Genomic DNA, 21,081 nt, shown 5'->3' with positions numbered 1-21,081 from the left:
GCCGCCTCCCGGACCGATATGAGAGGAAACCCGCGCACAGCGCTCGCTAGGATCAGCCCCCTGATGACTGCAACCCTCGTCGCGAAGAACCTCGCCGCCGGCCATGGCGACCGCTCCCTGTTCACCGGGCTCGACCTCGTCGTCGCGCCCGGCGATGTCATCGGGCTGGTCGGAGCCAACGGCGCGGGCAAGTCCACCCTGCTCAAACTGCTCGCCGGGCTCACCACGCCCGAGGAGGGCGAGCTACGGCTCTCCCCGCCGACGGCGACCGTCGGCCACCTCCCGCAGGAGCCGGAGCGCCGCCCCGGCGAGACCGTCCGGGAGTTCCTGGCCCGCCGCACCGGCGTCGCCGAGGCCCAGCGGATCATGGACGAGGCGACCCAGGCCCTGGTCGACGGGGCACCGGGCGCCGACGACGCGTACGCGACCAGCCTGGAGCGCTGGCTCGACCTCGGCGGCGCCGACCTCGACGAGCGCGCCGAGGAGGTCACCGACTCCCTCGGCCTCGCGGTGGACCTGGACCAGCCGATGACGTCCCTGTCCGGCGGCCAGGCGGCGCGGGCGGGCCTCGCCTCCCTCCTGCTCTCCCGCTACGACGTCTTCCTCCTCGACGAGCCCACCAACGACCTCGACCTGGACGGCCTGGAGCGCCTCGAACGCTTCGTCAGCGGCCTGCGCGCCGGCACGGTCGTCGTCAGCCACGACCGCGAGTTCCTCACCCGCACCGTCACCAAGGTCCTCGAACTCGACCTCGCCCAGGGGCGGATCAACCTCTACGGCGGCGGCTACGAGGCCTACCTGGAGGAACGGGACGTGGCCCGCCGGCACGCCCGCGACGACTACGAGGAGTACGCCGACAAGAAGGCGGCGCTCCAGGACCGGGCCCAGACCCAGCGCTCCTGGATGGACAAGGGCGTCAAGAACGCGCGCCGCAAGGCGGGCAACGACAACGACAAGATCGGCCGCAAGTTCCGCAGCGAGGCCAGCGAGAAGCAGGCGGCGAAGGCCCGGCAGACCCAGCGCATGATCGAACGCCTGGAGGTCGTCGAGGAGCCCCGCAAGGAGTGGGAACTCCGCATGGAGATCGCCTCGGCCCCGCGCTCGGGCTCGGTCGTGGCGACCCTGCGCGAGGCGGAGGTCCGGCGCGGCGACTTCGTGCTCGGCCCGGTGACCCTCCAGATCGACTGGGCGGACCGGGTCGCGGTCACCGGCGCGAACGGCGCCGGCAAGTCGACCCTGCTCGCCGCCCTGCTGGGCCGTGTCCCGGTCGACGCGGGCAGCGCCGCCGTCGGCTCCGGCGTCCTGATCGGCGAGGTCGACCAGGCCCGCAAGCTGTTCCACGGCTCGGAGTCCCTGCTGGACGCGTTCTGCGCGGCCGTCCCCGACACCGAGCCCGCCGAGGTCCGCACCCTGCTCGCCAAGTTCGGCCTCAAGTCGGACCACGTCCTGCGCCCCGCGGCGACGCTCTCACCCGGCGAGCGCACGAGGGCGGCCCTGGCCCTGCTCCAAGGCCGCGGCGTCAACCTCCTGGTCCTCGACGAGCCGACCAACCACCTCGACCTCCCGGCCATCGAGCAACTGGAGTCCGCCCTCGACGCCTACCAGGGCACCCTGCTCCTGGTCACCCACGACCGCCGCATGCTGGACGCGGTCCATGTCACCCGCCGCCTGGAGGTCGCGGACGGCAAGGTGACCGAACAACGCTAGGAGCGGTGCCGCAGCAGCGCGCACACGAAGTTCTCCTGGACGGCACGCATCCGGCGCAGCAGCTCGGGCTTCTGCGCCTGGTTGACCTGGGTGGTCACCGAGAACGTCAGTGACCGGTGTCCGTCCGGGGTGGCCGCGATCAGCTGGGTGTACCCGAGGGTGTTGCCGGTGTGCCCCAGCACCACCCCACAACGGGTGGAGTACCGGAAGACGCCCAGCCCCGCGTCGTTGCGCCCGGGCCCCTTGGGCTCGGAGGAACCGGGGATCCAGTCCCGCTGCCGCTCCACCACATGCGACCCGTACAGCCGCCCTCCGGCGTAACCGCGAATGAAGCGCGTCATGTCGGCGGGCGTGGAGACGATCCCGCCCGAGGCCCACACGCCGGACATCCCGAGCACCTCGCTCACGTCCTCGGTGGGGTGGGGCGGACTCACGTCGTACCCGTGCAGATAGGGCTTCGGCATCCGATAGCCCTGCGGCAGACTGGTGCCGCGCAGCCCCAGCGGCCGGTACACCAGCTTGTCGAGCAGTCGCTCGTACGGGATGTGCGTGGCCGCCTCCGCCATCAGGGCGACGGCGATGTTGTCCGAGTTGGAGTACTGGTACCGGGAGCCCGGCTCGAACCGCAGCGGCTCGCCGGCGGCGAAGTCCAGCAGCCCGCGGGAGTCGAACCGGTGTCGCGGATCGGCCCGGATGATCTTCAGAAACCCGGGGCTCTGCGAGAAGTCGGGCAGCCCGCTGGTGTGGTGCAGCAACTGCCGCAGCGTCACGGCGTGCCAGTCCTTGGGCAGATGGGGCAGCAGCCCACCGAGGGTGTCGTCGAGCCGCAGGGCGTTCCACTCGACGAGGGAGAGCGCGACGGCCCCGCTGAAGGCCTTGGCCGTACTGGCGATCCGCATGTGGTCACCGGCCTCGGGCCGACGCCCGGTGGCGAGATCGGCGACCCCGGCCCGCACGACCCGGCTGTGCTCGCCGTCCCGGAGCACGACGATGACCCCGGGCGGCCCGCCGGGCGCGTCGACCAGCTCGTCGAGCTGCTCCTGAAGCCCGGAGTCGTGGTGCGGCCCGGGAGGGACGGCGGCGTCGGCGGCGACGGGCGGCAGCACGGCCAGAGAGGCCGCGACCAGGGCGACCGCCACACGGCGACGGGATCGAACGGATCGAACAGGCATGGGCTCTCCGGGACGGGCGGGACGGGTCGGACGGACCCGCCCAGCTTCGCCCCGCCGTGATCAGGGGAGCCCCTTGAGCTACTGCACCTGGCGCAATGGGAGGAGGCGCGAAGCGCCTGCCCTCCCAGGGGCGCGGGGAACTGCGCGACCAGCTACAACGGACCCGCAGTTGCCCACGCCCTGATCGGCGAAGCCGTCAGCGCTTACCGTTCTTCGGATCGAGCAGCCCGGCCTTGCGCAGAGCATCGGCCATCGCACTGTTGGCAGGCGGCGGCGCCTGACGCGAACCACCCCCCTGACGCTGCTGGCCCTGCGGCCGCTGCTGCCGCTGCTGAGGCGGACGCCCACCCCGCTGCCGACGCTCGCCCCCGCCACCCTGCTGACCCTGCGGAGCCGCTTCGTCGTCCAGCCGCAGCGTCAGCGAGATCCGCTTCCGAGGGATGTCGACGTCGAGCACCTTCACCTTGACGATGTCACCCGGCTTCACCACGTCCCGCGGATCCTTCACGAACGTCTTCGACAGCGCGGAGACATGCGCGAGCCCGTCCTGGTGGACACCGACGTCGATGAACGCCCCGAAGGCCGCCACGTTGGTGACGACGCCCTCCAGGACCATCCCGGACTCCAGGTCGGAGATCTTCTCGACGCCCTCCTTGAAGGTGGCCGTCTTGAACGCGGGGCGCGGGTCACGCCCGGGCTTCTCCAGCTCCTTGAGGATGTCGGTGACGGTCGGCAGACCGAAGGTCTCGTCCACGAACTCCTGCGGCCGCAGCGAGCGCAGCACACCCGTGTTGCCGATCAGTGAGGCGACCTCCTGGCCGGCCGTCTTCACCATGCGCCGGACCACCGGGTACGCCTCGGGGTGCACGCTGGACGCGTCCAGCGGGTCATGGCCGTCGCGGATCCGCAGGAAGCCCGCGCACTGCTCGTACGCCTTCGGGCCCAGCCGGGCCACCTTCTTCAGCTCGGTCCGCGACCGGAACGGCCCGTTGGTGTCACGGTGCGCCACGATGTTCTCGGCGAGTCCGGAGGTGATGCCGGAGACGCGGGCGAGCAGCGGGGCGGACGCGGTGTTGACGTCCACGCCCACGCCGTTCACACAGTCCTCCACCACCGCGTCCAGTGAACGCGACAGCTTCACCTCGGAGAGGTCGTGCTGGTACTGGCCGACACCGATGGACTTCGGGTCGATCTTCACCAGCTCGGCCAGCGGGTCCTGGAGGCGGCGGGCGATGGAGACCGCGCCGCGCAGCGACACGTCCATGTCCGGCAGCTCCTGCGAGGCGAAGGCGGAGGCCGAGTACACGGACGCGCCCGCCTCGGACACCATCACCTTGGTGAGCTTCAACTCCGGGTGCTTGGTGATGAGTTCACCGGCGAGCTTGTCGGTCTCGCGGGACGCCGTGCCGTTGCCGATCGCGATCAGGTCGACCGCGTGCTCCTTGGCGAGGCGGGCCAGCTTGGCGATGGCCTCGTCCCACTTGTTGGCCGGGACGTGCGGGTAGATGACGTCGGTCGCGACGACCTTGCCGGTGGCGTCGACGACGGCGACCTTCACACCCGTACGGAAACCGGGGTCCAGGCCCAGCGTCGCGCGCGTGCCGGCCGGGGCGGCGAGCAGCAGGTCGCGGAGGTTGGCGGCGAACACGTTGACCGCCTCGTCCTCGGCGGCGGTGCGCAGCCGCAGCCGCAGGTCGATGCCGAGGTGAACCAGGATGCGGGTGCGCCAGGCCCAACGGACGGTGTCCGTCAGCCACTTGTCGCCGGGGCGCCCGCGGTCGGCGATCTGGAACCGGTGGGCGACGATCCCTTCGTACGACGACGGACCCTCGGTCGGCTCCTCCGGCTCCAGGACGAGGTCGAGGACCTCCTCCTTCTCGCCGCGCAGCATCGCGAGGACGCGGTGCGAGGGGAGCTCCTTGAAGGGCTCGGCGAAGTCGAAGTAGTCGGCGAACTTGGCGCCCGCCTCCTCCTTGCCGTCCTTCACCTTCGCGGCGAGCCGCCCGCGCACCCACATGCGCTCGCGCAGCTCGCCGATGAGGTCGGCGTCCTCGGAGAACCGCTCGGTGAGGATGGCGCGGGCGCCGTCGAGGGCGGCCTGCGGATCGGCCACGCCCTTGTCGGCGTCGACGAACGCGGCGGCAGCGGCCAGCGGTTCGACGGTCGGGTCGCCGAGCAGCCCCTCGGCGAGCGGCTCGAGGCCGGCCTCGCGCGCGATCTGCGCCTTGGTCCTGCGCTTCGGCTTGTACGGCAGGTAGATGTCCTCAAGGCGCGCCTTGGTCTCCGCGCCGCGGATCCGCGCCTCCAGCTCCTCGGTGAGCTTGCCCTGCTCGCGCACCGAGTCGAGGATCGCCGTGCGCCGCTCCTCCAGCTCCCGCAGATAGCGCAGCCGCTCCTCGATCGTGCGCAGCTGCGCGTCGTCGAGCATCTCGGTCGCTTCCTTGCGGTAGCGCGCGATGAAGGGCACCGTCGAACCGCCGTCGAGCAGCTCCACGGCGGACTTGACCTGCCGCTCCCGAACGCCGAGCTCCTCGGCGATCCTTCCTTCGATGGATCCGATGTCGATGGGCTCGCGTGTCGTCACGATGCCGTACCGCCTTCTCACTGAGGTTGCGCGGCAATTGTGGCAGGTGGCACCGACAGTCGGGGATCAGGGCGCGGACATCAGGCCCGTCGGCTCCGGGTGGAGCCCGAGGCGCCGCCGAAGAGCCGGGCCAGCGCCCGGAAGGGCAGCGTCACGACGGTGGCGACTGCCCCGCCGATCTGCCGGAGGACATCTGCGATCGCTCGGAACACGAATTTCCCCTTTCCTCTCCCGACCCCGGTGGCCGGGGGGGCGAGTACCTCGCGAACACGCCGGCATGCGCCCGTCGACCGGAGGAGCCGCGCCGACCCGCATCCGGCGCCTGGACGCACGGCTTGGGCAGCCGTGGAGTTCGCGGGGGGAGCGCCGGACGCCCGGCAACGCCGACCGCCACACCCGCCTGGCGCTCAGCCCGCCTCGTGCTTGCCGGGCCCGCCTCGCGCTCAACCGGCTCGCGTCACCCCTCCCGTGCTCAGCCCTTCCCGATCAGATCCGCCGGGAACGCCCCCGCGGCCAGAGCCGCCCGCGCGAACCCCGCTCCGAGCTCCGTGAGCCGTGCGACGCCCTCGGCACCCAGGTGTTCGTAGGGCGCCCGGTCCAGTCGGTCCGTCGTGTCCTCGATCTCCTCGCGGAGCGCGACGCCCCGCTCGGTCAGCTCGCCGGTGTCGTCCAGCAGTCCGCGGTCCCGGAGCCGGGCGACGGCCGCGTCCCACTCCTCCTGGGACCAGCCGCGGGTGGCGAGCACCCACTTCGGTGCCGTGCCCTTGCCGGTCGCCGTGTGGGTCACCATCGCCTCCAGACCGTCGAGCCCGGCGGTCATGAGCGCGGCGAGATGCCCGTCGCCCCGGTGCTCGCGCAGCAGGGTCGCGGCGTGGAAGTACGCCAGGTGCGGCTCCTCGGGCACCGGCAGGTCGGCGTGCGCGGCGTACAGGGGGCGGGCGCCTCGCGCGCAGGCCTCGGTGGCGCGCAGGCCCAGTTCCGCGGCCTCCGCCATCTCCGGGGACGTCACCGTCTCCTCGCCGAGCAGCCGCCGCAGGGCCGCGTCGACGGCACGCGTGCGTGCCGCGAGGACGGCCTCGGGCGAGGCGAGCGACCAGACGGCCGGGACGAACCGGGCCACCAGTTCGTGCTTGTAGTTGTAGAAGGCCGCCGTCACCGTCCCGGCGCCCACCGCCCCCATGGCGGCGGCCCGCACCGCGAAGTTGGCGGCCCTGGGGTGGGTGACCCCGACCGCGGCCAGCTCCTCGCCCAGCTCGGGGGCGAAGTACGACGTGGCGTGCAGGGAGTTCAGCACATGGGCGCAGCGACGGCCGGCGCGCGGCTCAAGGGCGGCAGTGGTCATGCCGGGCAGGTTACCAACCGCTTGGTACGTAGCCCATGGGTGGAGAGACCATGGCAGGAAAGGTGGGGTACTCGTCATTGCGGCCATCCCGGAGGCGCCCAAGAATCGAAGGCATGACGCAGCGAACCGTCCTCGTCGTCCTCTTCGACGACGTGCAGAGCCTCGATGTCACCGGCCCCCTGGAGGTGTTCGCCGGGGCCGAGCACCACACCCCGGGCACCTACCGCATCCGTACCGCCTCCCTGGACGGCGCCCCCGTGCGCACCTCCAGCGGCCTGACCCTCGTACCGGATCTCGCCCTCACCGACGCCTCCGTGCCGCACACCCTGCTCGTCCCGGGCGGCCAGGGCACCCGCCGTCCCGACCCGAGGCTGACGGACTGGCTGCGGGAGCACGGGCCGCGTGCCGGGCGCCTGGTCTCCGTCTGCACCGGCGCGATCCTGCTCGCCGAGGCCGGGCTGCTCGACGGCCACCGCGTCACGACCCACTGGGCGTACTGCGACAAGCTCGCCCGCGACCACGAGGCGATCCACGTCGAACCCGACCCCATCTACGTCCGGGACGGCCGGATCGCCACCTCCGCCGGAGTCACCTCCGGCATCGACCTCGCGCTCGCCCTGGTCGAGGAGGACCTGGACCGGGACGTCGCGCTCACCATCGCCCGCCACCTGGTGGTCTTCCTGCGCCGGCCCGGCAACCAGGCCCAGTTCAGCGCCCAGCTGGCCGCCCAGACCGCACAGCGGGAGCCCCTGCGCGAGGTCCAGCAGTGGATCACCGAGCACCCCGACGGCGATCTGACCGTCGAGACGCTCGCCGCCCGCGCCCGTCTCTCGCCGCGCCACTTCGCCCGCGCCTTCCAGACCGAGACGGGCACGACCCCCGGCCGGTACGTCGACCGGGTCCGCCTCGAACACGCCCGCCGTCTCCTGGAGGACACCGCGGACGGCGTGGAGGAGATCTCCCGCGCCAGCGGCTACGGCACCGCCGAGACCATGCGCCGCGCCTTCGTCAAAACCCTGGGCACCCCACCGGCCGAGTACCGCCGCCGCTTCCGCCCGACACCGGCTCATTGAAGCGCCGACGAGCCCTGAGCCACCGGACCGGCCCGCCCCTGTCCGGCCGCCCGGCCCACCCGGCCCCATCGAACCGCTGACCCCTTGGCCGAGCCCGCTGAGGCACCGCCTTCGGCTCCGCCCACTCCGCGCCCGCCGAGTGGCCCCCGCCGCGGACGTCGGCCCGTTCCACCTGGCACCCACCCGCTCATCCATCGGAAGGACCCCGATGCAGATCGCCATCGTCCTGTTCGACCGCTTCACCGCCCTCGACGCCGTGGGCCCCTACGAGACCCTCGGCCGTCTCCCGGACGCGGACCTGGTCTTCGTCTCCGAGCAGGCGGGCCCCGTCCGCACCGACACCGGGAAGCTCGCCATCATCGCGGACAAGACCCTCGCCGAGGTCCCGAGCCCCGACATCGTGATTGTGCCCGGCGGCCCCGGCCAGACCCCGCAGATGGAGAACGAGACCCTCCTCGACTGGCTGCGCGCCGCCGACGCCACCAGCACCTGGACGACGTCCGTGTGCACCGGCTCACTGCTCCTGGCCGCCGCCGGACTCCTCGACGGCCGCCGGGCCACCTCGCACTGGCTGGCCCTCGACTTCCTCAAGAATTTCGGCGCCGAACCGACGGGGGAGCGGGTCGTGTTCGACGGCAAGTACGTCACCGCCGCCGGGGTCTCCTCCGGCATCGACATGGGACTCACCCTGCTCGGCCGGATCGCGGGCGACGAACACGCCCAGGCCGTACAGCTGTTGACCGAGTACGATCCGCAGCCGCCCTACGACGCCGGCTCGCCGGAGAAGGCGCCCGCGCACCTCGTGGAGGAGTTCCGCGGCAAGAGCCGGTTCATCCTGACGTAGTCCATGTGAAGCGCGGCGGTCTGCGCTCCAGGAACGCGGCGACGCCCTCCGCGGTGTCGCCGCTGCCGCGCGCCTGCTCGGTCCAGTGAGCATCCCGGTCGGCGGCCCCGCCCGCGAACTCCTTCGCCGCCGCCTGCGTCAACTGCGAACGCGACACCAGGATCCGGGTGAACTCCGCGACCCGCTTGTCCAGTTCGCCTTCGGGGAGCAGCTCGTCGACCATCCCCGTGCGCAGTGCCCGCGCCGCGTCGATCAACTCGCCCGAGAACAGCAGGTACTTGGCCGCCGCCGGACCCACCAGCGCCACCAGCCTCCGTGTGGAGGAGGCCGGATACACGATCCCGAGCTTGGCCGGTGTCACCCCGAAGAGCGAACCCTCCTCCGCGAACCGCAGATCGCAGGCCGCCGCCAACTGCGAACCGCCGCCCACACAGTGGCCCCGGATCGCCGCCAGCGTCGGCTTCGGGAAGGCCGCGAGAGCCTCCTCGGCGGCCACCGCGAGCCCCTGCGCCTCCTCCGGCGACCCCCGGAGCGTGGAGATGTCGGCGCCCGCGCAGAACGTCCCGCCCTCGCCGGTCAGCACCAGGGCGCGTACCGCCGGATCGGCCGCCGCCGTGCCGAGCAGCTCCGGCAGCGAGCGCCACATCGCGGCCGTCATGGCGTTGCGCTTGGCCGGATGGTGGATGACGACGGTGGCGACCGAGCCGGTCACGCGGTACATCAGCTGGGGCTCCATGGCCGGATGCTAACCGCACCTCCCGCCCGTACGATCGGGGAGGGGCCCGCGCGAGGAGGCGCCGATGGCCAAGGACGAGACGACGAAACTGAGCCGCGGCTTCGGCTGGCTGGCCGCGCTCGGCGTGATCCTGGTGCTCGCGGGACTCGTCGGGCTGATCTACACCGGGGTGGCCACGCTCACCTCGATGATCCTGTTCGGCTGGCTGCTGCTGATCGGCGGCGCCGTCGGACTGCTGCACGCGATCCAGGCGCGCGGCACCAACTTCTTCTGGCTCGGTGTCGTGGTCGCCGCCCTGAACATCGCGGCCGGCGTCGTCGTCATCCGCCGCCCCGAGGCCGCGGCCGAGGCCCTCACCATGTTCGCGGCGCTGCTGTTCCTGACCGGCGGGGTGTTCCGGCTGGCCGGCAGCCTGGTGGTCCGCGGGCCGCAGTTCGGCTGGACGCTGGTGCAGGGCGCCTTCGGCCTGCTCCTGGGCATCCTGGTGCTGGCCTCCTGGCCGAGCAGCAGCAAGTACGTGATCGGCTGCTTCTTCTCCCTCGCGCTGCTCTTCGACGGGCTCGGTCTGGTCGCCACCGGCTTCGGCGGGCGGCGGATCGTCGGCATGGTCTCCGAGCGGCTCGCCGCCGACGAGGACGCACGGCGCGAAACGGACGAGGGCGCCGCCAAACCCGTACCGCCCGAATAGTTCACGAACACGGCACGAGTGGAACAGGAACGGTCCGGCGGGAACCCTTGTCATGCGGAGTCGATCGGAAACGCTCGATATCCGCTGACTTGTGTTCAGTCATCCGGGGCGGAGCGAGTCGTTACCAACACTCGACGTGTGGTGACAATCGAGCGCGAGGGTGGCGACCGGACGATGGAGAACCACGGGCGTGGGCCGGGCCCGCGCCCAGCAGCCGGCGAGGACGGGGAGCCGGCCCTCGGCCCGCCCGGGCCGTTGCCGTACGAAGGTGTCTGGCGGTTCACCGCCCCCGCGGTCGACGCCTCCGTCCCGCAGGCCCGGCACGCCGTGCGGGATCTGCTGCGGCGCCAGGGCGTGCCGGTCTCGGACGACCTGGTGCAGGGACTCCTGCTGATCGTCTCCGAGCTGGTCACCAACGCGGTGCGGCACGCGGCCCTGCTGTCGCCGATGCTCGCCGTGGAGGTCGCCGTCGGCGCCGAGTGGGTGCGGGTGTCCGTGGAGGACAACCACCCCTACCGCCCGACCGCCCTGGAGACCGACCACAGCGGTGAGGGCGGCCGGGGGCTGCTCCTGGTGCGCGAGGTCACCCGGGAGGCGGGCGGCGTCTGCGACGTCGAGCACACGGCGGGCGGCGGCAAGGTGATCTGGGCCGCCCTGCCGCTCGCCCCGGTCCGGGTCCTCTAGGTCACCAGCCGGCCGACGGGCCCGTCAGCTCCCGCACGGCGGGGCGGGCCGCGTCCAGCACTGTCATGAACCAGGACGAGAAGGTGTCCTTGGCGTGGCGCTCGGCGAGTTCGGCGGGCGTCACGAAGGCGGTTTCCCCGACCTCCTCCGGGTCCGGGCGCAGCGGTGACTGGAGCAGCCCGACGAAGAGGTGGTTGTACTCCTGCTCCACCAGGCCCGAGTCCGGGTCCGGGTGGTTGTAGCGGACCGTGCCCGCCTCGGCGAGCAGCGACGGGGAGGCGCCCAGCTCCTCGTACGTCCGCCGGGCCGCCGCCGCGAACGGCGCCTCGCCCGGGTAGGGGTGCCCGCAGCAGGTGTTGGACCACACGCCGGGGGAGTGGTACTTGCCCAGGGCGCGCTGCTGGAGCAGCAGCCGGCCGTGCTCGTCGAAGAGGAACACGGAGAAGGCGCGGTGCAGTTGACCCGGCGCCTGGTGGGCGGCGAGCTTCTCCGCGGTGCCGATCGTGACGCCGTCCTCGTCGACCAGTTCCAGCAGAATCGGGTCAGCGGTGCCGTTCGACGGACTGTGCGTCGCGGTGGCAGGTGTGATCGGCATACCCATCCTTCGCATCGGTTTTTCGCGCCCCAAGTGTGCCGTACAAAAACGACACCACCGGCAGTTGATCGTGCCCGGCGCGGCGGACAGGGAATCGTCCGGGGTGGCTCTGTGGGGTGGAGGACGCAGCAGAACGCCGGATCGCTGCATTCCGCTCAGTACGGACTTATCGGTACGGGTCGGTACAGGTTTGCCGGACCTTCAGTGACACAGCCGCGCCTCGTGCTCGGCGTGCCCGCTCGGCTCCAGCTGGAAGGTGCAGTGCTCCACGTCGAAGTGGTCGCCGAGGCAGCCCTGGAGCTCGTGGAGCATCTTCTCGTGGCCGATCGCGCTCAGCACGTCCGAGCGCACCACCACGTGTGCGGACAGCACCGGCATCCCGGAGGTGATCGTCCAGGCGTGCAGGTCGTGGATGTCCTCGACGCCGTCGAGCGCCAGTATGTGGGTCCGCACCTCGGCCATGTCGACGTCCTTGGGGGCCGCCTCCAGGAGCACGTCGAGGGTCTCCTTCAGCAGTTTCCAGGTGCGCGGCACGATCATCAGGCCGATGACCAGGGAGGCGATCGGGTCGGCGGCCTGCCAGCCGGTGGTGAGGATCACCACCGCGGAGAGGATCACCGCGAGCGAGCCCAGCGCGTCCGCCGCGACCTCCAGGAACGCGCCCCGCACGTTCAGGCTCTCCTGCTGGCCGCGCACCAGCAGCGACAGCGAGATCATGTTCGCGACCAGACCGATCGCGCCGAACACGATGGTCAGCCCGCCCTCGGTGCCGGCCGGCGTGATGAACCGCTGGATCGCCTCGTACAGGACGTACCCGCCGACGCCGAGCAGCAGCAGACAGTTCGCGAGCGCGGCGAGGATCTCCGCGCGGGCGTAGCCGAAGGTGCGCTTACCGCTCGGCGGCAGGCCCGCGAAGTGGATCGCCATCAGGGCCATGCCCAGGCCCAGCGCGTCCGTCGCCATGTGCGCCGCGTCCGCGACCAGGGCCAGGGAGTCCGCCACGACACCGCCGACGATCTCCACCACCATGACGGTGAGCGTGATCGACAGCGCCACCCGCAGCCTGCCGCGGAACGCCGCCGTCGCCGTACCGCCGGCCGGCGCGTGCGAGTGCGCGTGCCCGTGATCGTGCCCAGCCCCCATGGAAGCCGCCTCCTGTCGTCCGTCCGGAACAGTCCGTCCGGAACAACCCGTCCGGGATCACAGTGAACTACGGGTGGGGGGTATGGGGCAACGCGGCACTGAACACCGTTGTCATGTGCCCTGACCTGGGTAAACGATCCGCAGGTCAGGGCACCCTCAGTTCCCTGGCCCGGTCACCGCGCGTGATGCAGCCGCCAGCCCTGCCACGCCGACTCGATCATCTCGCGCACGCCTCGACGCGCGGTCCAGCCCAGCTCCTCGGCGGCTCGCGCGGCGGAGGCGACGGACACCGGTGCGTCGCCGGGGCGCCGGGCCTCCACGACGGGAGCCCGGCGGTCACCGCTCACCTCGCCGATGACGGTGACCATCTCGCGCACGGAGACGCCCTCGCCGCGGCCGATGTTGACGGTCAGATCGCCCCGCAGGCCGCCTTCGGAGAGCTTCCTGGCCGCCGCCAGATGGGCCTCCGCGAGATCGGCGACATGGATGTAGTCACGGACGCAGGTGCCGTCCGGGGTCGGATAGTCGTCGCCGAAGATCCGCGGGGCGTCGTCGCGCGTGAGCCGGTCGAAGACCATCGGCACGATGTTGAAGACGCCCGTGTCCGCCAGCTCGGGCGAGGCCGCGCCCGCCACGTTGAAATAGCGCAGACATACGGTGGAGATCCCGTGCGCCCGCCCCGCCGCCCGCACCAGCCACTCCCCGGTGAGCTTGGTCTCGCCGTACGGGTTCACCGGGGCGCATGGGGTGTCCTCCGTGATCAGTCCCACAGCGGGGTTGCCGTAGACGGCGGCCGAGGAGGAGAACAGGAACCGCTCGACACCGGCCTCGGCGACCGCCTCCAGCAGCGTCGCGAGGCCGCCGACGTTCTCCTGGTAGTACCGCGTCGGCTGCGCCACCGACTCCGCGACCTGCTTGCGCGCGGCGAGGTGCACCACACCCGTCACCCCGTGCTCGGCGAGCACCCGCTTCAGCAGACCGGCGTCCAGTGACGAACCCCGCACGAGCGGCACGTCGGCCGGCAGCCGTGCCGGGATCCCGGCCGACAGGTCGTCCAGCGCGACGACGCGTTCCCCGGCCTCCGTCATGGCCCTCGCCACGTGGGCCCCTATGTATCCCGCTCCGCCTGTGATCAGCCATGTCATGGTCGCCCACCCTATGCGGAGGGAATCGCGGCCTCCGTAATGTCCCGGATGCCCGGTCCACCCGGGCCGCGGTTTGTGGGCGGGGCCCGTGATCACCCATGATGATCGCGGCAAAGGCCGGGGGAGACGGCGTTGATCGGCCCATGAACAGGCGGTGAACGCGAGTTTCCCGGCATCCGATAGCCTCTGCCGACATGCCGCCCGGCCGTCACCGGCAAGGGGCGCCCCCACCGTGTACCGACCGGCGTCCCAGCGCCGGCACCCAGGGAGTGAGTTCGGTTGCCGACCGCCATCCTCACCGGTCAGCCGGTCCCCGGATCGTCGATCGAGGGCGATCTGCGGTCCCTCGGCTACGACGTCCGGGTCGCCTCCGACGCCACCGACGCCGAGACGCTCCTCGCCCAGGTGCCGGGTGGTGAGCGCGTAGCCGTCGTGGACGCCCGTTTCGTGGGCCACCCGCACGCCCTGCGCCTCGGTCTCACCGACCCCCGCTTCGACCTCGCCGCGATCCCCGGCGCCGTCACCGCCAAGCCCGCCGGACGCCAGGCCCTGACCCGGGCGATGGCCCGCGAGAGCAGCGCCGGCGGCGGTACGACCCTCGCCGTCGACAGCCTCGCCGACCGCATCGTCACCGCCCTGGACGCCGACGACGCCGGGGTCCACCACCCCGAGCTCGGCAGCCTGGTCGCCGCCGTCCCCACCGACCCGCAGGCCCGCAACGAGGCACGGCAGGCCGTCGCCGACGTCGACGACGAAGCCGTACGCCTGAAGTCGGCCGTGAAGTCCCGCGACGGCTTCTTCACCACCCACTTCATCAGCCCGTACTCCCGCTACATCGCCCGCTGGTGCGCCCGCCGCGGCCTCACCCCGAACCACGTCACCACCGCCTCCCTGCTCACCGCCCTCATCGCGGCGAGCTGCGCGGCCACCGGCACGCGGATCGGCTTCATCGCGGCGGGCGTCCTGCTGATCGCGTCCTTCGTCCTCGACTGCGTCGACGGCCAGATCGCCCGCTACGCCCTCCAGTACTCCACGCTCGGCGCCTGGCTGGACGCCACCTTCGACCGGGCCAAGGAGTACGCCTACTACGCGGGCCTCGCGCTGGGCGCGGCCCGGGGCGGCGACGACGTCTGGGCGCTCGCGCTCGGCGCGATGATCCTCCAGACCTGCCGGCACGTCGTCGACTTCTCCTTCAACGAGGCCAACCACGACGCGACCGCCAACACGAGTCCCACGGCCGCTCTGTCGGACAAGCTCGACAGCGTCGGCTGGACGGTGTGGATCCGCCGGATGATCGTGCTGCCGATCGGTGAGCGCTGGGCGATGATCGCGATCCTGACGGCGGCCACGACGCCCCGGATCACCTTCTACGCGCTGCTCATCGGCTGTGCCTTCGCGGCCACGTACACCACGGCGGGCCGGGTGCTGCGGTCGCTGACCCGCAAGGCCAAGCGGACGGACCGGGCGGCACAGGCCCTGGCGGACCTCGCGGACAGCGGGCCGCTCGCCCAGCTGCTCGGGCGCTTCCTGCCGAGCAGGTTCCCCGCGCTGGCACCCGTCATCGCCGCTGCCGGTGCCGTACTTCTCGTGCTCGCGGCCTGGATCGACGGGCCGGGCTGGTCGGTCGTGGTGTGCGCCGCCGTCTACGTCCTGCTGTCCGCCGAAGCCGTCTCGCACCCCCTCAAGGGCGCCCTCGACTGGCTGATCCCCCCGTTCTTCCGGGCGGCCGAGTACTGCACCGTCCTGCTCCTGGCAGCTGAAGCGGACGTGAACGGAGCCCTTCCTGCGGCTTTCGGGCTGGTGGCCGCGGTCGCCTACCATCACTACGACACGGTGTACCGCATCCGCGGCAACGCCGGCGCGTCCCCGGCCTGGCTGGTGCGCGCCATCGGGGGGCACGAAGGGCGGACGCTGCTCGTCACCGTCCTCGCCGCCGCGCTCACCGCCTCGCAGTTCACGGTCGCGCTCACGGTTCTCGCCGTGGCCGTGGCCCTGGTGGTGCTCTTCGAGAGCATCCGCTTCTGGGTGTCCTCCGGGGCGCCCGCCGTACACGATGAAGGAGAACCCGCATGATCGGCCTCGTGCTGGCGGCCGGCGCCGGACGGCGTCTGCGCCCCTACACCGACAGCCTTCCCAAGGCTCTGGTGCCGGTGGGTCCCGCGGGCATAGAGGGCGAACCGACGGTTCTGGACCTGACGCTCGGCAACTTCGCCGAGATCGGTCTGACCGAGGTCGCGATCATCGTCGGCTACCGCAAGGAGGCCGTGTACGCGCGCAAGGCGGCCCTGGAGGCGAAGTACGGCCTCAAGCTCACCCTCATCGACAACGACAAGGCCGAGGAGTGGAACAACGCCTACTCCCTGTGGTGCGGCCGTGACGCCCTCAAGGACGGCGTGATCCTCGCCAACGGCGACACCGTGCACCCGGTCTCCGTCGAGCGGACGCTGCTCGCCGCGCGCGGCGAGGGCAAGCGGATCATCCTCGCCCTCGACACCGTGAAGTCCCTCGCCGACGAGGAGATGAAGGTCGTCGTCGACCCCGACAAGGGCGTCCAGAAGATCACCAAGCTGATGGACCCCGCCGAGGCGACCGGCGAGTACATCGGTGTCACGCTGATCGAGGGCGACGCCGCCCCCGAACTGGCCGACGCGCTGAAGACGGTCTGGGAGACCGACCCGCAGCAGTTCTACGAGCACGGGTACCAGGAACTGGTGAACCGCGGCTTCAGGATCGACGTGGCGCCGATCGGTGACGTTCAGTGGGTGGAGATCGACAACCACGACGATCTCGCCCGCGGACGGGAGATCGCGTGCCTCTACTGACCCGGCTCATCCCCGCTCCGGTCGTCGTCGACATCCGCCCGGGTGCCCTCGACGACCTGGTGGGCGTCCTCGCCGACGAGCGCATCTCGCACTCCGGCAGGCTCGCCGTCGCCGTCAGCGGCGGCTCCGGCGCCAAGCTGCGCAAGCGGCTCGAACCCTCGCTGCCCGGCGCCACCTGGTACGAGGTCGGCGGCGGCACCCTCGACGACGCCGTCCGGCTGGCCAGTGACATAAAGGCCGGCCACTACGACGCGGTCGTGGGCCTCGGCGGCGGCAAGATCATCGACTGCGCCAAGTTCGCCGCGGCGCGGGTCGGCCTGCCGCTGGTCGCCGTGCCGACGAACCTCGCGCACGACGGCCTGTGCTCGCCGGTCGCGACCCTCGACAACGATGCGGGCCGCGGCTCCTACGGCGTGCCGAACCCGATCGCGGTCGTCATCGACCTCGACGTCATCCATGAGGCTCCGGCCCGCTTCGTGCGTGCCGGGATCGGCGACGCGGTCTCCAACATCTCCGCGATCGCGGACTGGGAGCTGGCCAACCGGGTCAAGGGCGAGAAGATCGACGGCCTCGCCGCCTCGATCGCCCGCCAGGCGGGCGAGGCCGTGCTCAGGCACCCCGGCGGCATAGGGGACACCGACTTCCTCCAGGTGCTCGCCGAGGCGCTCGTCCTCAGCGGTATCGCGATGTCGGTCTCGGGCGACTCCCGCCCGTCCTCCGGCGCCTGCCACGAGATCAACCACGCCTTCGACCTGCTCTTCCCCAAGCGCGCCGCCGCCCACGGCGAGCAGTGCGGACTGGGCGCCACCTTCGCGATGTTCCTGCGGGGTGCGCACGAGGAGTCGGCGTACATGGCCTCGGTGCTGCGCCGGCACGGCCTGCCGGTCCTCCCGGAGGAGATCGGCTTCACCGTGGACGAGTTCGTCCGCGCCGTGGAGTTCGCTCCGGAGACCCGGCCCGGCCGGTACACGATCCTCGAACACCTCGACCTCAAGCCCGACCAGATCAAGGATCTCTACGTCGACTATGTCAAGACCATCGGTAGCTGAACTCCGTCCGGTCGTGCACCCCGCCGGGGTGAAGGACCGGCGCAGCGGTGAGCACTGGATGGGGCGCCTCTACATGCGCGAGGTGTCCCTGCGGGTGGACCGCTACCTGGTGAACACCAGGGTCACGCCCAACCAGCTCACGTACCTGATGACCGTCTTCGGCGTCCTCGCGGCCCCGGCACTGATCGTGCCGGGGATCCCGGGGGCCGTCCTCGGTGTGGTCTGCGTGCAGATGTATCTGCTGCTGGACTGCGTCGACGGCGAGATCGCCCGCTGGAAGAAGCAGTACTCGCTCAACGGTGTCTACCTCGACCGGGTCGGCGCCTATCTGACCGACGCCGCCGTCCTCGTCGGCTTCGGGCTGCGCTCGGCGGACCTGTTCGGCAGCGGCCGTATCGACTGGCTGTGGGCGTTCCTCGGCACGCTCGCCGCGCTCGGCGCCATCCTGATCAAGGCGGAGACCGACCTCGTCGGCGTCGCCCGGCACCAGACCGGCAAGCCGCCCGTGCAGGAGTCGGCGGCCGAGATGCGCTCCTCCGGCATGGCGCTGGCCCGCAAGGCCGCGTCCCTGCTGAAGTTCCACCGCCTCATCCTCGGCATCGAGGCGTCCCTGCTGATCCTGGTCCTCGCGATCGTGGACGACGTCCGCGGCGACCTGTTCTTCTCCCGGCTCGGTGTCGCCGTACTGGCCGGTATCGCGCTGCTCCAGACCCTGCTGCACCTGGTGTCCATCCTCGCCTCCAGCAGGCTGAAGTGAGCACCCCCGGCAGCGGCCCGATGAAGGTCGGGGCGGTCATCATCACCATGGGCAACCGCCCCGAGGAGCTGCGGGCCCTGCTCGACTCGGTCGCCAAGCAGGACGGCGACCGGGTCGAGGTGGTCGTCGTCGGCAACGGCTCGCCCGTCCCGGAGGTCCCCGAGGGCGTCCGCACGGTCGAGCTGCCCGAGAACCTCGGCATCCCCGGTGGCCGCAACGTCGGCATCGAGGCCTTCGGCCCCAGCGGCCGCGACGTCGACATATTGCTCTTCCTCGACGACGACGGCCTCCTCGCGCACCACGACACCGCGGAGCTGTGCCGCAAGGCGTTCGCCGAGGACCCCAGGCTCGGCATCGTCAGCTTCCGCATCGCCGACCCCGACACCGGCGAGACCCAGCGCCGGCACGTCCCGCGGCTGCGCGCCGCCGACCCGATGCGCTCCTCCCGGGTCACCACCTTCCTGGGCGGCGCCAACGCCGTACGCACCCAGGTCTTCGCCGAAGTCGGCGGGCTGCCGGACGAGTTCTTCTACGCGCACGAGGAAACCGACCTGGCATGGCGGGCCCTCGACGCGGGCTGGATGATCGACTACCGGTCCGACATGGTGCTGTACCACCCGACCACCGCGCCCTCGCGGCACGCGGTCTACCACCGCATGGTCGCCCGCAACCGCGTCTGGCTCGCCCGCCGCAACCTCCCCGCCCTCCTGGTCCCGGTCTACCTCGGGGTCTGGATGCTGCTCACCCTGCTGCGCCGCCCCTCGCGGCCCGCGCTGAAGGCCTGGTTCGGCGGATTCCGGGAGGGCTGGACCACCGCGTGCGGCCCACGCAAGCCCATGAAGTGGCGTACGGTGTGGCGGCTGACCCGACTGGGCCGTCCCCCGGTCATCTGACAAGCTCGATTCTGAGAGCCACCGGGTCCGCCCGGCCCCGGCTCCTGCCCAAGCCCGCACAGGCTGCGCATCTCGAAGACGAAAGTGTTTCCACCAGTGAGTGAGACAACGCATGACGGCGGAGTCGCGGTGACCGCGGCCCCGTCGCCCGACGAGGGCCTCGACGCGGCACAGCTCGCCGCCAAGTACGGGCTGTCCGTGAGCGGCGCCCGCCCCTCGCTCGTCGACTACGTCCGCCAGCTCTGGGACCGGCGCCACTTCATCCTCGCGTTCTCGCGGGCGAAGCTGACCGCCCAGTACAGCCAGGCCAAGCTCGGCCAGCTGTGGCAGGTGGCCACACCGCTGCTGAACGCGCTGGTGTACTTCTTCATCTTCGGTCTGCTGCTGGGCGCCCGGAAGGGCATCCCGCACGACATATACGTGCCGTTCCTGGTGACCGGCGTCTTCGTCTTCACCTTCACCCAGAGCTCGGTCCTCGCGGGCGTCCGCGCCATCTCCGGCAACCTCGGCCTGGTGCGCGCCCTGCACTTCCCGAGGGCCTCCCTGCCGATCTCCTTTGCGCTCCAGCAGCTCCAGCAGCTGCTGTACTCGCTGATCGTGCTGGTCCTGATCATGGTCGCGTTCGGCAGCTACCCCGGCCTGTCCTGGCTGCTGGTGGTGCCCGCGCTGGTCCTCCAGTTCGTCTTCAACACCGGCCTCGCGCTGATCTTCGCCCGGATGGGCAGCAAGACCCCCGACCTGGCCCAGCTGATGCCGTTCGTGCTGCGGACCTGGATGTACGCGTCCGGCGTCATGTTCAGCATCCCGGCGATGCTGGCCGGCAAGGACCTGCCGGGCTGGGTCACCCAGGTCCTCCAGTGGAACCCCGCCGCGATCTACATGGACTTGGTCCGCTTCGCGCTGATCGACGGCTACGGCTCCGAGTACCTGCCCCCGCACGTGTGGCTCTTCGCCCTCGGCTGGGCCCTGCTCGCCGGAGCGTTCGGGTTCGTCTACTTCTGGAAGGCGGAAGAGAGGTACGGCCGTGGCTGAGCAGCCCAGGGACCCCCGTCCCACCGTCATCGCGGACGATCTGCACATCGTCTACCGCGTCAACGGCGCCAAGTCCGGCAAGGGCAGCGCCACCGCCGCCCTCAGCCGTATCGTCAAGCGCGGCGAGGAGCGCGGGGTGCGCAAGGTGCACGCCGTGCGCGGTGTCTCCTTCGTCGCCTACCGGGGCGAGGCCATCGGCCTGATCGGCTCCAACGGCTCCGGCAAGTCGACCCTGCTGCGGGCCATCGCCGGGCTGCTGCCCGCCGAGAGCGGCAAGGTCTACACCGACGGCCAGCCCTCGCTGCTCGGCGTCAACGCGGCGCTCATGAACGACCTCACCGGCGAGCGGAACGTCATATTGGGCGGGCTCGCCATGGGCATGTCCCGGGAGCAGATCAAGGAGCGCTACCAGGAGATCGTCGACTTCTCGGGCATCAACGAGAAGGGCGACTTCATCACCCTCCCGATGCGCACCTACTCCTCCGGCATGGCGGCCCGGCTCCGCTTCTCCATCGCCGCCGCCAAGGACCACGACGTCCTGATGATCGACGAGGCCCTGGCCACCGGCGACCGCAAGTTCCAGAAGCGCTCCGAGGCGCGCATCCGCGAACTGCGCAAGGAAGCCGGCACGGTCTTCCTGGTCAGCCACAACAACAAGTCGATCCGCGACACCTGCGACCGGGTCCTGTGGCTGGAACGCGGCGAGCTGCGCATGGACGGCCCGACCGAAGAGGTCCTCAAGGAGTACGAGAAGTTCACAGGCAAGTAGTCCACCCCGGCCTGGACGCACCGGGCCACCACGCTTCGCAGGGCCC

Annotated in this window: 20 protein-coding genes; 12 read left to right on the top strand and 8 right to left on the bottom strand. The window is 71.4% G+C overall.

The window, feature by feature from the left end; all coding sequences use genetic code 11:
• The first annotated feature begins 63 nt into the window (after positions 1 to 63).
• Entirely contained in the window at positions 64 to 1,707 is a 1,644-nt protein-coding gene (gene abc-f / locus ABZ928_RS07350; protein WP_361515684.1) for a ribosomal protection-like ABC-F family protein, read from the top strand.
• Here abc-f and ABZ928_RS07345 read toward each other — a convergent pair.
• The 4 genes from ABZ928_RS07345 to ABZ928_RS07330 all read right to left on the bottom strand — a co-directional run bounded on the left by ABZ928_RS07345 (position 1,704) and on the right by ABZ928_RS07330 (position 6,805).
• Positions 1,704 to 2,879: a serine hydrolase domain-containing protein gene (locus tag ABZ928_RS07345; RefSeq protein ID WP_361515683.1), complete on the bottom strand. Its 1,176-nt coding sequence runs from the start codon at positions 2,877 to 2,879 to the stop codon at positions 1,704 to 1,706. The two genes, abc-f and ABZ928_RS07345, sit on opposite strands and share 4 nt — an antisense overlap.
• 196 nt (positions 2,880 to 3,075) lie before the next feature.
• Positions 3,076 to 5,463 (bottom strand): Tex family protein, encoded by a 2,388-nt coding sequence (locus tag ABZ928_RS07340; protein WP_361515681.1) that lies wholly within the window; start codon positions 5,461 to 5,463, stop codon positions 3,076 to 3,078.
• An 80-nt stretch (positions 5,464 to 5,543) separates the two neighbouring features.
• Positions 5,544 to 5,675, bottom strand: a complete 132-nt coding sequence (locus ABZ928_RS07335; RefSeq protein ID WP_020129452.1) for an LPFR motif small protein — start codon at positions 5,673 to 5,675, stop codon at positions 5,544 to 5,546.
• 260 nt (positions 5,676 to 5,935) lie between these two features.
• Positions 5,936 to 6,805, bottom strand: a complete 870-nt coding sequence (locus ABZ928_RS07330; RefSeq protein WP_361515679.1) for a hypothetical protein — start codon at positions 6,803 to 6,805, stop codon at positions 5,936 to 5,938.
• Positions 6,806 to 6,918: 113 nt separating this feature from the next.
• Between ABZ928_RS07330 and ABZ928_RS07325 the strand changes: the two genes are divergently transcribed.
• Positions 6,919 to 7,878 (top strand): GlxA family transcriptional regulator, encoded by a 960-nt coding sequence (locus ABZ928_RS07325; RefSeq protein ID WP_361515677.1) that lies wholly within the window; start codon positions 6,919 to 6,921, stop codon positions 7,876 to 7,878.
• Positions 7,879 to 8,086: 208 nt separating this feature from the next.
• Positions 8,087 to 8,722 (top strand): DJ-1/PfpI family protein, encoded by a 636-nt coding sequence (locus ABZ928_RS07320; RefSeq protein WP_361515675.1) that lies wholly within the window; start codon positions 8,087 to 8,089, stop codon positions 8,720 to 8,722.
• Here the strand turns inward: ABZ928_RS07320 and ABZ928_RS07315 are convergent.
• The gene (locus ABZ928_RS07315; RefSeq protein ID WP_361515673.1) at positions 8,709 to 9,458 is read right to left on the bottom strand and encodes an enoyl-CoA hydratase-related protein; all 750 of its coding nucleotides are present in this window, start codon (positions 9,456 to 9,458) and stop codon (positions 8,709 to 8,711) included. The two genes, ABZ928_RS07320 and ABZ928_RS07315, sit on opposite strands and share 14 nt — an antisense overlap.
• A 64-nt stretch (positions 9,459 to 9,522) precedes the next feature.
• On the opposite strand from ABZ928_RS07315, the gene ABZ928_RS07310 reads away from it, so the two are divergent.
• Complete coding sequence (locus tag ABZ928_RS07310; protein WP_361515671.1) at positions 9,523 to 10,146, top strand: HdeD family acid-resistance protein; 624 nt, start codon at positions 9,523 to 9,525, stop codon at positions 10,144 to 10,146.
• A gap of 174 nt (positions 10,147 to 10,320) precedes the next feature.
• Complete coding sequence (locus ABZ928_RS07305; protein ID WP_361516154.1) at positions 10,321 to 10,830, top strand: ATP-binding protein; 510 nt, start codon at positions 10,321 to 10,323, stop codon at positions 10,828 to 10,830.
• A 1-nt stretch (position 10,831) separates the two neighbouring features.
• On the opposite strand, the gene idi is transcribed toward ABZ928_RS07305, so the two are convergent.
• The 3 genes from idi to galE all read right to left on the bottom strand — a co-directional run bounded on the left by idi (position 10,832) and on the right by galE (position 13,713).
• On the bottom strand, positions 10,832 to 11,425 hold the full coding sequence (gene idi, locus ABZ928_RS07300) for an isopentenyl-diphosphate Delta-isomerase (RefSeq protein ID WP_361515669.1): 594 nt from the start codon (positions 11,423 to 11,425) through the stop codon (positions 10,832 to 10,834).
• Positions 11,426 to 11,626: 201 nt separating this feature from the next.
• Positions 11,627 to 12,568 carry a cation diffusion facilitator family transporter gene (locus ABZ928_RS07295; RefSeq protein WP_361515667.1) on the bottom strand — a complete coding sequence of 314 codons (942 nt, stop codon included), beginning with the start codon at positions 12,566 to 12,568 and terminating at the stop codon, positions 11,627 to 11,629.
• Between the two features lie 173 nt (positions 12,569 to 12,741).
• Complete coding sequence (galE, locus tag ABZ928_RS07290; RefSeq protein ID WP_361515665.1) at positions 12,742 to 13,713, bottom strand: UDP-glucose 4-epimerase GalE; 972 nt, start codon at positions 13,711 to 13,713, stop codon at positions 12,742 to 12,744.
• A 279-nt stretch (positions 13,714 to 13,992) separates the two neighbouring features.
• Between galE and ABZ928_RS07285 the strand changes: the two genes are divergently transcribed.
• From ABZ928_RS07285 to ABZ928_RS07255, 7 genes are all read left to right on the top strand, one after another.
• On the top strand, positions 13,993 to 15,786 hold the full coding sequence (locus ABZ928_RS07285) for a DUF5941 domain-containing protein (protein ID WP_361515663.1): 1,794 nt from the start codon (positions 13,993 to 13,995) through the stop codon (positions 15,784 to 15,786).
• Complete coding sequence (locus ABZ928_RS07280; RefSeq protein WP_361515661.1) at positions 15,783 to 16,535, top strand: phosphocholine cytidylyltransferase family protein; 753 nt, start codon at positions 15,783 to 15,785, stop codon at positions 16,533 to 16,535. The genes ABZ928_RS07285 and ABZ928_RS07280 overlap by 4 nt, the downstream gene beginning before the upstream one ends.
• The gene (locus ABZ928_RS07275) at positions 16,523 to 17,584 is read left to right on the top strand and encodes an iron-containing alcohol dehydrogenase family protein (RefSeq protein WP_361515660.1); all 1,062 of its coding nucleotides are present in this window, start codon (positions 16,523 to 16,525) and stop codon (positions 17,582 to 17,584) included. The genes ABZ928_RS07280 and ABZ928_RS07275 overlap by 13 nt, the downstream gene beginning before the upstream one ends.
• Positions 17,562 to 18,341: a CDP-alcohol phosphatidyltransferase family protein gene (locus ABZ928_RS07270; RefSeq protein WP_361515658.1), complete on the top strand. Its 780-nt coding sequence runs from the start codon at positions 17,562 to 17,564 to the stop codon at positions 18,339 to 18,341. Before ABZ928_RS07275 ends, ABZ928_RS07270 begins: the two co-directional genes overlap by 23 nt.
• 20 nt (positions 18,342 to 18,361) lie before the next feature.
• A complete protein-coding gene (locus ABZ928_RS07265; protein ID WP_361516152.1) occupies positions 18,362 to 19,234 on the top strand; it encodes a glycosyltransferase in 873 nt (290 codons plus the stop codon).
• Positions 19,235 to 19,330: 96 nt separating this feature from the next.
• Complete coding sequence (locus tag ABZ928_RS07260) at positions 19,331 to 20,266, top strand: ABC transporter permease (protein ID WP_361515656.1); 936 nt, start codon at positions 19,331 to 19,333, stop codon at positions 20,264 to 20,266.
• Positions 20,259 to 21,035 (top strand): ABC transporter ATP-binding protein, encoded by a 777-nt coding sequence (locus ABZ928_RS07255; protein ID WP_361515654.1) that lies wholly within the window; start codon positions 20,259 to 20,261, stop codon positions 21,033 to 21,035. Before ABZ928_RS07260 ends, ABZ928_RS07255 begins: the two co-directional genes overlap by 8 nt.
• Positions 21,036 to 21,081: the final 46 nt, after the last annotated feature.

It is taken from the genome of Streptomyces sp. NPDC046909, from assembly GCF_040644695.1.
GTDB lineage: Bacteria > Actinomycetota > Actinomycetes > Streptomycetales > Streptomycetaceae > Streptomyces.
The sequence above is the reverse complement of the archived record's forward strand: the minus strand, read 5'-3'. Positions and strand labels throughout refer to the sequence as shown.

Bases quoted from the DNA above. Each gene is read 5' to 3' on its own strand.
- ABZ928_RS07265 (WP_361516152.1), top strand. From the start codon at position 18,362: ATGAAGGTCGGGGCGGTCATCATCACCATGGGCAACCGCCCCGAGGAG.
- abc-f (WP_361515684.1), top strand. From the start codon at position 64: ATGACTGCAACCCTCGTCGCGAAGAACCTCGCCGCCGGCCATGGCGAC.
- ABZ928_RS07295 (WP_361515667.1), bottom strand. From the start codon at position 12,568: ATGGGGGCTGGGCACGATCACGGGCACGCGCACTCGCACGCGCCGGCC.
- idi (WP_361515669.1), bottom strand. From the start codon at position 11,425: ATGCCGATCACACCTGCCACCGCGACGCACAGTCCGTCGAACGGCACC.
- ABZ928_RS07310 (WP_361515671.1), top strand. From the start codon at position 9,523: ATGGCCAAGGACGAGACGACGAAACTGAGCCGCGGCTTCGGCTGGCTG.
- galE (WP_361515665.1), bottom strand. From the start codon at position 13,713: ATGACATGGCTGATCACAGGCGGAGCGGGATACATAGGGGCCCACGTG.
- ABZ928_RS07325 (WP_361515677.1), top strand. From the start codon at position 6,919: ATGACGCAGCGAACCGTCCTCGTCGTCCTCTTCGACGACGTGCAGAGC.
- ABZ928_RS07315 (WP_361515673.1), bottom strand. From the start codon at position 9,458: ATGGAGCCCCAGCTGATGTACCGCGTGACCGGCTCGGTCGCCACCGTC.
- ABZ928_RS07270 (WP_361515658.1), top strand. From the start codon at position 17,562: ATGTCAAGACCATCGGTAGCTGAACTCCGTCCGGTCGTGCACCCCGCC.
- ABZ928_RS07305 (WP_361516154.1), top strand. From the start codon at position 10,321: ATGGAGAACCACGGGCGTGGGCCGGGCCCGCGCCCAGCAGCCGGCGAG.
- ABZ928_RS07320 (WP_361515675.1), top strand. From the start codon at position 8,087: ATGCAGATCGCCATCGTCCTGTTCGACCGCTTCACCGCCCTCGACGCC.
- ABZ928_RS07280 (WP_361515661.1), top strand. From the start codon at position 15,783: ATGATCGGCCTCGTGCTGGCGGCCGGCGCCGGACGGCGTCTGCGCCCC.
- ABZ928_RS07330 (WP_361515679.1), bottom strand. From the start codon at position 6,805: ATGACCACTGCCGCCCTTGAGCCGCGCGCCGGCCGTCGCTGCGCCCAT.
- ABZ928_RS07345 (WP_361515683.1), bottom strand. From the start codon at position 2,879: ATGCCTGTTCGATCCGTTCGATCCCGTCGCCGTGTGGCGGTCGCCCTG.